Below are 1,706 nucleotides of genomic sequence, written 5' to 3' on the forward strand. Positions count from 1 at the left end.
GGCATGGGCCGCGTGCGCCTCGAGTACAAGATCCCGGCGCGCGGCCTGATCGGCTTCCAGAACGAGTTCCTGAACCTGACGCGCGGCACCGGCCTGATCAGCAACATCTTCGACGGCTACGAGGCCTACAAGGGCGAGATCGAAGGCCGCAAGAACGGCGTGCTGATCAGCCAGGACGACGGCGAGATCGTGACCTACGCGCTGGGCAAGCTGGACGACCGCGGCCGCATGTTCGTGAAGCCGGGCGACCCGGTGTATGAAGGCATGATCGTCGGCATCCACAGCCGCGACAACGACCTGATCGTCAACGCGGTGCGTGCGAAGCAGCTGACCAACTTCCGCGTGTCGGGCAAGGAAGACGCGATCAAGATCACGCCGCCGATCATCCTGACGCTGGAGTACGGCGTCGAGTTCATCGCCGACGACGAGCTGGTCGAGATCACGCCGAAGTCGATCCGCGTGCGCAAGCGCCACCTCAAGGAGCACGATCGCAAGCGTGCTTCCCGCAGCGAGTGACATGACCCATGGTCGGGCGGTGGCGGGCATGCTGCTCGTCACGCTGATGTGGAGCATCGCCGGCGTGGTGACGCGCCAGCTCGAATCGGCGCGCAGCTTCGAGGTGACGTTCTGGCGCAGCCTGGCCACCTGCGCGTGCCTGGGCGTGTACTACGCCTGGGCGCATGGCCGCGACACCTTCGCGCTGCTGCGCGCGGGCGGCCGGCCGCTGTGGATCTCGAGCCTGATGTGGAGCGTGATGTTCACCTGCTTCATGGTGGCGCTCACGCTGACCACGGTGGCCAACGTGCTGATCACGATGGCGCTCGCGCCGCTGATGACCGCGGTGCTGGCGCGCTTCACGCTCGGCCACCCGGTCGCGCGGCGCACCTGGGCCGCCATCGTGCTGGCCGGGCTGGGCATCGCCTACATGTACGGGCAGGGGGTCAGCTCGGAGCCGCAGCACGTGATCGGCTCGCTGGTCGCGCTGGGCGTGCCCGTCGCGAGCGCGATCAACTGGAACACGCTGCAGCGCAGCGGCACGACGGTCGACCTGGTGCCGGCCTTGCTGCTGGGCTCGCTGGTCTCGGCGATCGTCACGCTGCCCTTGTCGCTGCCGCTGCAGGCCTCGGTGCACGACGTGGCGCTGCTCGGCCTGCTGGGGCTGGTGCAGCTGGCGATCCCGTGCGTGCTGGCGGTGCGGCTGGCGCGGCATTTGCCGGCGCCTGAGATGTCGCTGCTGGCGCTGCTGGAGATCGTGTTCGGCATCGCGTGGGCGTGGCTGGGCACCAGCGARCAGCCGTCGATGGCGGTGATCGTCGGCGGCAGCCTGGTGCTGGGCACCTTGTTCGTCAATGCATGGGTCGGGTTGCGGGAGGCGCGGGCATGAGCGGTTCTTCTTTGATCGTGGCGCAGGTGCAGGGCGGCATCGGCCTGCTGACGCTGAACCGGCCGCAGGCGCTGAACGCGCTGTCGCTGCCGATGATCCGCGAGATCACGCGCGCGCTGCTGGCCTGGCGCGACGACGCTGCCGTGCAGGCCGTGGTGGTGCGTGGCGCGACGCTGGAAGGCAAGGGCGTGGCCTTCTGCGCCGGCGGCGACATCCGCTTCTTCTACCAGGCGGCGCTGGCCGGCAACCCGGAGCTGGAAGATTTCTTCACCGAGGAATACGCGCTCAACCACCTGATCCACACCTATCCGAAGCCCTATAT

Annotated in this window: 2 protein-coding genes and 1 pseudogene; all 3 read left to right on the plus strand. The window is 68.2% G+C overall.

The window, feature by feature from the left end:
- A pseudogene (locus tag AC1D15_RS30695) lies at nt 1-516 on the plus strand (translational GTPase TypA); the annotation flags it as partial.
- 1 nt (nt 517) lies between these two features.
- Nucleotides 518-1,384: a DMT family transporter gene (locus tag AC1D15_RS30700; protein WP_477829004.1), complete on the plus strand. Its 867-nt coding sequence runs from the start codon at nt 518-520 to the stop codon at nt 1,382-1,384.
- On the plus strand, nt 1,381-1,706 hold a 326-nt coding region (locus AC1D15_RS30705; RefSeq protein ID WP_477829005.1), incomplete at its 3' end, for an enoyl-CoA hydratase/isomerase family protein. The genes AC1D15_RS30700 and AC1D15_RS30705, both read left to right, overlap by 4 nt.

The sequence above is a fragment of the Rhizobacter sp. P2_H2 genome (genome assembly GCF_056403375.1).